General features: G+C 44.3%; 11 protein-coding genes. 3 read left to right on the forward strand and 8 right to left on the reverse strand.

Features of this window, described 5'->3' with window-relative positions; genetic code table 11:
• The first annotated feature begins 289 nt into the window (after positions 1 to 289).
• From AB7U36_RS13680 to AB7U36_RS13690, 3 genes are all read left to right on the forward strand, one after another.
• Positions 290 to 1,015 carry a putative metalloprotease CJM1_0395 family protein gene (locus tag AB7U36_RS13680; protein ID WP_428160313.1) on the forward strand — a complete coding sequence of 242 codons (726 nt, stop codon included), beginning with the start codon at positions 290 to 292 and terminating at the stop codon, positions 1,013 to 1,015.
• A 134-nt stretch (positions 1,016 to 1,149) separates the two neighbouring features.
• Positions 1,150 to 1,446: a flagellar basal body rod C-terminal domain-containing protein gene (locus AB7U36_RS13685; protein ID WP_286820056.1), complete on the forward strand. Its 297-nt coding sequence runs from the start codon at positions 1,150 to 1,152 to the stop codon at positions 1,444 to 1,446.
• An 85-nt stretch (positions 1,447 to 1,531) separates the two neighbouring features.
• Complete coding sequence (locus tag AB7U36_RS13690; protein WP_428160314.1) at positions 1,532 to 2,077, forward strand: C40 family peptidase; 546 nt, start codon at positions 1,532 to 1,534, stop codon at positions 2,075 to 2,077.
• An 87-nt stretch (positions 2,078 to 2,164) separates the two neighbouring features.
• Here AB7U36_RS13690 and AB7U36_RS13695 read toward each other — a convergent pair whose 3' ends face one another.
• The 8 genes from AB7U36_RS13695 to AB7U36_RS13730 form a co-directional block, all read right to left on the reverse strand.
• A complete protein-coding gene (locus tag AB7U36_RS13695; RefSeq protein WP_320398905.1) occupies positions 2,165 to 3,145 on the reverse strand; it encodes a DUF2156 domain-containing protein in 981 nt (326 codons plus the stop codon).
• A 21-nt stretch (positions 3,146 to 3,166) separates the two neighbouring features.
• Entirely contained in the window at positions 3,167 to 3,592 is a 426-nt protein-coding gene (locus AB7U36_RS13700) for a GNAT family N-acetyltransferase (RefSeq protein ID WP_428160315.1), read from the reverse strand.
• On the reverse strand, positions 3,589 to 4,461 hold the full coding sequence (gene speE / locus AB7U36_RS13705) for a spermidine synthase (protein ID WP_428160316.1): 873 nt from the start codon (positions 4,459 to 4,461) through the stop codon (positions 3,589 to 3,591). The genes AB7U36_RS13700 and speE overlap by 4 nt, the downstream gene beginning before the upstream one ends.
• A gap of 34 nt (positions 4,462 to 4,495) precedes the next feature.
• The gene (speD, locus tag AB7U36_RS13710; protein ID WP_428160317.1) at positions 4,496 to 5,335 is read right to left on the reverse strand and encodes an adenosylmethionine decarboxylase; all 840 of its coding nucleotides are present in this window, start codon (positions 5,333 to 5,335) and stop codon (positions 4,496 to 4,498) included.
• Positions 5,336 to 5,351: 16 nt separating this feature from the next.
• Complete coding sequence (locus AB7U36_RS13715) at positions 5,352 to 6,053, reverse strand: MBL fold metallo-hydrolase (RefSeq protein WP_428160318.1); 702 nt, start codon at positions 6,051 to 6,053, stop codon at positions 5,352 to 5,354.
• 17 nt (positions 6,054 to 6,070) lie between these two features.
• Complete coding sequence (locus AB7U36_RS13720; protein WP_277000039.1) at positions 6,071 to 6,451, reverse strand: hypothetical protein; 381 nt, start codon at positions 6,449 to 6,451, stop codon at positions 6,071 to 6,073.
• A 164-nt stretch (positions 6,452 to 6,615) separates the two neighbouring features.
• Positions 6,616 to 7,032, reverse strand: coding sequence for an iron-sulfur cluster assembly scaffold protein (locus AB7U36_RS13725; protein ID WP_289020839.1), 417 nt, complete (start codon positions 7,030 to 7,032; stop codon positions 6,616 to 6,618).
• Positions 7,033 to 7,223: 191 nt separating this feature from the next.
• Positions 7,224 to 8,147: a methylenetetrahydrofolate reductase gene (locus AB7U36_RS13730; RefSeq protein ID WP_320398689.1), complete on the reverse strand. Its 924-nt coding sequence runs from the start codon at positions 8,145 to 8,147 to the stop codon at positions 7,224 to 7,226.
• Positions 8,148 to 8,212 lie beyond the last annotated feature (65 nt).

An 8,212-nucleotide genomic window follows, 5' to 3' on the forward strand; every position in this document is an offset into this window, starting at 1 on the left:
TAGTCTGCCTTGACACCTCAGATTGTCGATTCATAAAAAAGTTCCTTGAAACCGGCAGAATTTTGTTTTATACAATCGTCTAATCAACTGGTACTCTGCTTTTATTTTCCGGCTTGTCACAGCGTAACGCAGAACGCAACAATAACGCCATAACGAATCTTTCTAAAATACGCGCATTTCCGACATTTGTCAACGTCGATTCCATCACCTGGTGTACATTCAAATAGCCGTTTGAAATTTCATAATTAATTTGGTATATTAAAGGTATATATAATTTAAGGGAAGCGTTATGGATGTTCAGGCTGCAGGAATAAACAGCTATTATACATATCAATCTGCCCTTGAACGGGGATCTGCCCTGATATCTTCGTCCCCCAGGTCCGAATCCCAGGCGCAGGATACGGATATCAGGAAAGCCGGATCCCTGTCCGACGGTGAGGAACAAGTTGGTTCGGTTTCCCAGACCCAGACAGATGAAGCCGCCCAGAAAAAAAGTCAGCCGTCAGAGGCAGATGCAGAGTCGCGGCTTACCCTGGACGAAAAACTACTCATCGAAAAACTTGAAAAAGTTGACGCTCAAGTTCGGGCTCACGAAATGGCCCATATTGCCGCCGGCGGAGAATATATCACATCTGGTGCCACCTTTTCCTACCAGCAGGGCCCTGACGGAAAAAAGTATGCGGTAGGCGGAGAGGTCAGTATTGACACAGCTTCCGAACCTGGGGACCCCGAGGCAACATTACAGAAAATGCGGCGGGTGCGTGCCGCAGCGTTAGCCCCTGCCCAACCATCCTCCCAGGATTTAAAAGTAGCATCCAACGCTGCATCCCAGGCGGCAAAAGCCATGGCTGAAATCACACAGCTTATAGCAGATGGACAAGCCGGACAGATGGAAACAGCAGTGTCCGGCTATACACGGCAGCAGGTTTCCGATGCGTATGCCAAAACAGGCAGCATGTCTGACCAGAATAGACCCAATCAAGATACCCAAAATTCATTTCATATCGCTGTCTGAAAGAAAAGTATATTGTTATGAAGGTAATTTTTTGATATTATTTGCATACCAATTGATACAAACCGGAGGTAAATATCATGGGGATGACCGTCCAAAACAATGGTTCAGCTTTACAGGCTTTTTCAAACCAAATATTGGTTTCTTCAAATAATGTAGCCAACTCCCTGTCGGACGAGTTCAAGGCGGACAGAGCGTATAATGTTGAGGCAAAAAACGGACAGGTACAAACTTTCATCTCCAAAACCCAGGCAAGCGCAACTCTGGCTGAAGATCCTCTCAAAAATGACGGTTCGTTAAAGGAATTATCAAATACGAACATTGCAGAGGAAATGATTGTACAGATTCAAGCCCAGAATGGGTTTGACGCTAACGCCAAAATGATTCAGACCTATGATGAAACAACCGGAACCCTACTGGACACGATCGCATAAGCCGGCATGTCTGGAATAAAAACGCCCCCCCACCCCACAGACAAGGGTGGATGATCTTACTACTAACTATTGATCATTTTACATTGTGCCAAAGTTTACTTCCCTAATCCGCACCATTGCGATCCTTTTTTTGGCCGTGCTGATCTGCTTTGGCTGCGGCAAACTTAAAGGAGGCCGGACGAATCAGTCTGGCCTCCCAAGGCAATCTGATGACCCCGAATATAACAGATCCGGCCCCCTGTCTGACACCCGTCAGAGTATTGTCCAGGCAGCCATGACTGCCGTGGGTACGCCCTATCGCTGGGGCGGCGTTTCTCCAAAGGGTTTTGACTGCTCTGGGTTAGTGGTATATACCCACGCCAAAATCGGGATTCATGTACCAAGAACAGCCAGTGCGCAGTTCAAAAACTGCACATCAGTATCTCGGCAAAATATCAAACCGGCAGATCTGGTTTTTTTTTCAGTACCCAGAAGACGGGGGGATGTTCACGTAGGCATTTACATCGGCAAAGGTCAGTTTATACATGCACCGGGCAGGGGGCGCAAGGTGAAGCGCGTCTCATTGGACAATATTTACTTTAAACACCATCTCATTAAAGCCGGAAATTTTTTTAAACAAAATGAAGGATAATTCCTGCATCGAAAAAACACGTACATTTTACTTTATTGTTTAAAAAACCATCTCAAAATATTCTTTTAAGATCGCTTTCACACACGCCTAATGGGATCTTAAATTCAGCTTAGGCACTAGAAAATAGGGTTCAATCAACGCATGGGGAACATATGACAGTTTTGCCTGGCGTAATCCCGGTATTCCAAGATCCTGTTCCCGATTGATATATCGTGCAGTCCCTTCCAGAAATTTGGCAGTCTCACTATTGATCATCTGGGCGGCACCCTTGAAAGTCACATCTGATTTTTCAAAGTGAACATCCCAGGTGTCAGGGGAGAGGGGACTGAAAACAGCAAACGCTGCAATTTCATCCTTTACCATCAGTATCAATCCGTTTAAACCCAAATCTTTCCAATGGGAGAAGGCCATGGCAATTGCTTCGGACTCTTCCACCAGGGAGTTGGATACTGAAGGCGTGCCTTCAAGCAAACGCTTTTCAAAACGCATCACCTCTTTGCAATTACCCTCATTCATAGGGACTATGGAGTAATCTGGATACATGCGCGTAAACTGGGCAATAAGATTTTTTTTCTTATGCAGTTTATTGCCCTTTAACTCTGCCAACTCCTGTGTCAGGTAAACATAATCTGCCGCATCCCGGTCAGAGGTAATACTGAAATAACGATCCAGATCCTGCCATATATCCACGTAAGATTCAGGCACCAGCCCGATGTCTCCGGATAGTCCTGCGGCAATGGCCTTTTTTGAAAGATCAAACAATTCTTCAGGATTCAAATCCTCTCCGATGGGCATGAACAGGGCCCGGCTGCGATCGTCATGAATCACCAGGTTTTCCTTATAAAAAAACCATGAATACCGGTACAGGTTCTGCCAACAAAAAAGATTAACATAGCTGTACTCACATGAGCAGGGCGGGTAATGGCCCAGGAAATCAAGGATCAGGGGACGGGTCTCCAGATCAAATTTCCCGGGCTTAAGTATATTTGGTTCAGTCTGCAGATCATCAGCACTGTTGCTGATGATTGGTGGCGTATTGCAGGTTTCCGAATGGCTATGACATATCATGGTTTTTCCTTTACATAACTGTTATTCAAGTTTAAAGGGGATATGATCCTTCATCTGCCTGAACCCGATTTTTTCATAAAATGAACGAGTTCCCGGCTCACCGATCAATCCAATCCAGTCCACTCCCCTTCTTTTAAGTTCCTGGATCAGAAAAGTGACAATCAGGGTACCAATGCCAAATTTCCGGTAGGCTGACAGTACAGCTATATCCTGAATATAAGCATCACTACAAAGATCGGAAAGGGCTCTTCCCATTCCAATTATTTTTTTTTCCAAAAAGGCACCTGCAAACAATGCCGATTGTTCAGGAATTCGGCGCAAAAATTCGTCTGATATTTTATAATTATCCTGCCACCATCCGGCATCCTTGTAGATGGCTCCAAGCTGATCCACAGGCACCGTGCGCACAAGTTTTATCTCAAGCCCATCAAGCTTTTCTGTCCTCATACACCTTTGTCTTTCAGTATTTTTTCTGCAAAATAGGGAAGCACAAAGGCCGCACGGTGCACCTCCGGGCTATAGTATTTAAGTTGAGATTGAACCACTTGGGGCACTGGACGTGCCGGTGTCGTAAGTTTAGGGCCCAAAGATCCCATGCATATACCGATGTGACCGCCGGTATATGTGGGGACAATAATGTTTGCATAGGCATATATGGGAAACAACGATCGTGTAACACCCATCAGTTTTTCAACCCAGTCCGGATGAAGGAAAAAGTTTTCGCCCTGGGTGGCAATCAGACCACCGGGCTTAAGCGCATGCTTTAAATCCCGGTAGAACTGACTTTTAAACAAAATTTCTCCAGGGCCAACCGGGTCCGAGGAATCAACAATAATGACATCATAACAACCAGAGCATTCCCGGACAAAGGCCGCCCCGTCTCTTATATGAACAGTAACCCTGGGATCGTTAAATCCACAAGCTATGGATGGCAGAAATTGTTTTGAAACATTAACAACCTCTTCATCAATTTCACAAAAATCAATAAAGCGGACATCATCATGACGATTAATCTCACGCAAAACACCGCCGTCTCCCCCACCGACAACAAGCACATTTTCAGGGTTTGGGTGGGATAACAGCGGCAGGTGCGCCATCATTTCATGGTAACTGAACTCATCTTGTTCCGTTAACTGAATAATACCGTCAAGCACCAGCATCCGGCCGTGGGAACGGGTCTGATAAAGGTCAATTTGCTGAAACCTGCTTTTTTTACTGTAAAGAAGCTTTTCCACCTTCAAGGAAACGGCAATGCCCTCCCACATGGGGCAAATTTCTGAAAACCAGCCTTTATGTATATTGCCTGAATTTGTCATTTATCTATTCCGTAACAGCCTATCGATTCCCAACCTATTGTCTTAAAGCCACCCGCATCTTGTAGTGGCTACCCCCAAAATATGACAGAGCAAATTCTGCCAATTCACGGGGCTCATATGTATTACAGGAAAAAATATCCAGATATGCGGTATGGGTTGCATGGGCAAAATACCCCGATATCCCGGAGGTTTCAATGGATCGTGTCATGGAGAAACCGGCAGCCGTTTCGGTTTCATCATAATGAACCGAAGATGTATTTTCCGTGTCAACAATACCAAGCTTTTCACACAGCCTGCTGACAATTTTTTTTATACAGTCCGGATCTTTTATCATATCAGAACTGCAGTCATATACATCAACGGATGTGGACATTCCCCAGGGGTTTGTGTTTTCACACACTTTTTTCCAGGCCATGGGAAGTGTTCTCCTATCCATCACCTTTTCATCACTGTTTGCCATACAGCTTCCGAGCATAGGCTGCAGTATCCCCCTGTTTTGATCCGAAGAGATAAAGACCCGCTGGGATGAAAATTGTACTTTGATGGAATGAATGGCTGTATCCAGATCAATATTATCAGCACATGTAAAAATATCTACGGCTGCATAATTATGCTCAGGCCAGGCATGAACCGTAAAATGAGATTCTGCAATAATCACGACCCCGGAGACCCCCTGGGGTTCAAACTGATGAAAGGAACTGCTGACAATTTTTGCCCCGCTTTCCCGGGCAGCCCTAAGCAGGATTGATTCTACCCCGTTCTTGTCAAGCAGGACGTAGGATGCGCAATCGTAATATTCAATGGTAATATGTCGCCCCAGAGCAAAACCCGGATCAGAATGACAGGTTGTCGGCTTTTTATTTTTATCAAGCAATTTTTTAACCGAATAGTTAGAATACTTCCATAACAGAAGAAAATCTTTGGAATTGAGTTTCTCTTGGCAAATTTTTTTCTTTAAGCCGTTCAATCATGGATGAGGTATTAAAACGCAGATAGGGGTTTACCTTAAGTTCTTCAGACAGACGGGAAACAACATGATCCGGATTATATGCAGCCGCATACCCGTTCAAATTCGGGTTATTCGGTTCAATAATTTTGACATACTTTAAAGACTGAAGAACATAATCGTGTCCGGCATAAACCAGAGTATTGCCGGGCAGGGCCATCAACTGCTTTAAAGAATTAAAAAAAGATTCAAGATCCCCTGAAAAACAATTGCCGACCGTGGCGTTGAACAACGTATCACCGGTTACAATAAACCCATCTCCTTTGAAACAAAGGGAATCCATGGTATGCCCGGGGGTCAGCATGACCTCAAGTCCGGTTGCATCTTTAAGGTCAAGAACCTGTCCCTGTGAAAGCGTTGTACAGTCAATAAAACGCGCGTTAGTTTTCTTTAAAAGGGCACTGTTTCCCTTAGTGTGGTCGGCATGGGTGTGGGTATTGGTGACAATGTCAATGGGAATGTTTTTTTCTATGGCAAATTTGGCCATATCATCCGGGGCCCCAGGGTCGATGGCAATGCAGGACTTTTCGCTGTAAATCAGGTAACCCAGATTGTCTGCACCGTATTTAAACTGTTGAATATCCAAACACTCAGTCCTTTATCTTAAAACATTTCATCTTCGTCTTCCCCAAAAGCATCTTCATCTTCATCCCGAACAGGAGTGCCGACCATGGGTTCATCATCATACACATCAATATCATCCTCATCCATGAACTGATCATCAAGATCGAGATCAAGCCCGTGATCATCGAAAATCATACTAATGGCCTCTTTGAGATTACGTTCAAAGCTTTCAGCATAACCGTCATCCTCATCTGCGGAAAACTCATAGATTTCATCGTGTTCTTCAATCAGGTCCCTAAGATCGGCTTCCATCTCGGACCGGGTATAGAAATCGGCTTCATAAGCGTCAATAATTTCTTCATACAGGTCATATAAATCAAACACCTCAACGGCATCAGAAATGGTCATTTTTTTGGCCATATGCAATCTCCCGAATTTTTATATGGTTTCTATGGTAATAATAGTTTTATGATTGTCAAATACCCAAACACCATAATGTTTATCTCAAACATAATGGTGCCTGAATGCAGTTTCACATATTATTGCTTGATAAAGCGCTATTACGACATGCTACAAAGAAAAAATTAAACCTGTTTACAACTTTTTTTCATTGATCTTTTATTCTGGTAGTCGGTCAATGCCAGATAAAAAGCACCAACACAAAGTTCGGCGCAATGATAATGGTCTTCAGGCAAGGTCTGAAGATAGGCTTTCACCATATCGTCAGTAATATTCCAAACATTGTCAACGGAATGCCCCTGGGCCAGGCGCACCACTGTATTGCAGCATGCTGCCGTATATACGCAGCCGTTGAAGTCAAAGGAAATAGAACTAAGGCAATTATTATCGTCAACCATGATAAAGAACTCTACAGTGTCTCCACATACCCCGGTCCGGGTCCCATATCCATCCGGATTGTCAATCCGCTCTCTGGAACTTGATTCGTAGGCCATTTCAATTAATGTAAGAGAGTGAACGTTCCAAAAATCCTGGCTTTCCATTAAAAAACAACTCCTTGAACTATATCTATTGTTTTATATAAACCTCTTTTCATATGATATATAAATACCATATTCATATAAAATAAAAAACAGACCGGACAATAAATTCTGCCCGGTCTGTTTTTATTTTATAAATCTATATAGCGGATCTACCTTGTATCGGCAAAAAAAGCTACACCAGTATGTTGTGGTTAAACCTCAGGTCTGGGGTAAAGCCCCGCACCTTTGACCAGCTCAGGAACCTTTTGTTCCCATTCAATGGCCATAATATGGAAACCTTTTACGCCTTTGCATTCCTTGAGGCGTTGCATCTGCTCAATAGCCATCTTGATGCCTTCTTCGGCTTGTTTTTCTTTATCCACACCGGCAAGACGGTCGATAACCTCATCAGGTATATCCATACCGGGTACCTTGCTCTTCATGTATTTGGCCATACCAAGGGATTTCATAGGCGTGATACCGGCAAGGATAGCCACTTTCTCATCCAGGCCACGATCAACCACCTGTTTCATCCACTCTTCAAACTTAGCTATGTTAAAGATACACTGGGTCTGAATGAAATCCACGCCGGCAGCCACTTTCTTGGCCAGGCGCATAACACGCAGTTCAAAGGGATCGGCAAAGGGGTTGGCAGCCGCACCAATGAACATTTTGGGCGGTTCCGTGATATCTGCTCCCCCCTGGAACTTGCCTTCATCCCGCATATCTTTGACCATTTTAATCATGTTTATGGAGTCAATGTCATACACGGGTTTTGCCATGGGGTGGTCGCCAAACTGAGGATGATCTCCGGAGAGGCAAAGCATGGTGTTGCAACCAAGGGCATAAGCACCAAGGATGTCAGACTGCATGGCAAGACGGTTTCTGTCCCGGGATACCATTTGGATAATGGGGTCAAGTCCCATTTGTTTAATAACGATGCCGCCGGCAATGGAGGACATCCGAACCATGGCGGTCTGATTGTCTGTAATGTTGATGCCGTCTACATAATCTTTGATCATGTTGGCTTTTTCTTTGATAACATCAACATTGCAGCCTCTGGGAGGACCCACTTCAGAGGTTACTGCCAACTGGCCTGAGGCCAGTACTTTTTCCAGTCTGCTTTCAGTTTTCATTATGCATTGTCCTCCGTGATAATTTTGGATGACGCCAAGTCCTCCCTGATAATTTTTCTAGGACC

This window comes from Desulfobacter sp. (assembly GCF_050177295.1).